Consider the following 707-nt stretch of genomic DNA (forward strand, 5'->3'; position numbering starts at 1 on the left):
ACTTCCAGCGACTTTTCGAACGCCGGGATCGGCAGGAACTCGTAGCGCGAATGGAAATTGCAGGCGCCGGTAAAGAAGTTCGGCGTCGGGATGCCGCGCGCCGAAAGTACGGCACCATCGGTGCCGCCGCGCATCGGCATCAGCTTCTTCTTTATCCCGAGTTCGTCCATCACATCAAACAACAGGGAGATGGCGCGGTCGTCGTGTTGAAGACTGGTGGCGATGTTTCGATAGGTATCGGTGACCTGGTGGCGGATGTTGCCGCTGGGGTAGCTTGAGTGGACCCGTTCCGCCACCTCGGCGATCCACCGCTTGCGCTGATCGAAGCCATCGGTGTCGAAGTCGCGGATCAGGCAGGTGAGCATTGCCTCACTGTCGTTGGCGACGAGGTCCTTGAACCAGAAGAAGCCCTGGCGATCCGCGGTGTTTTCCGGAGTGTCGTCGTGGTCGAAGTGGGCGATGTAGTCGATCGCCATGGTGAGCGGATTGACGAGCGTGCCCTTGGCCGACATCGGGTGGGCACTGACACCGGTAAAGACGATCTCAGCGGCGGCAGCGTTGAAGGTCTCGAGCACAACCTCGCCCAGTTCACAGCAGTCGATCGTATAGGCGAAGTCACAAGGGAAACGGGCAAGATCCAGCGCCTTGGCGCCACGCAAACCGATTTCCTCGTCGGGCACGAAGGCGACGAAGACGTCGCCGTGTTC

The 707-nt window shown here is 60.4% G+C and carries 1 protein-coding gene; it reads right to left on the reverse strand.

The window, feature by feature from the left end; translation table 11 throughout:
* The coding region (locus tag AB4Z53_RS35395) for a peptidase T (RefSeq protein ID WP_441600094.1) at positions 1-707 on the reverse strand (707 nt) is incomplete at both ends.

The sequence above is a fragment of the Ensifer sp. 2TAB8 genome, from assembly GCF_052115125.1.
Lineage (GTDB): Bacteria > Pseudomonadota > Alphaproteobacteria > Rhizobiales > Rhizobiaceae > Ensifer.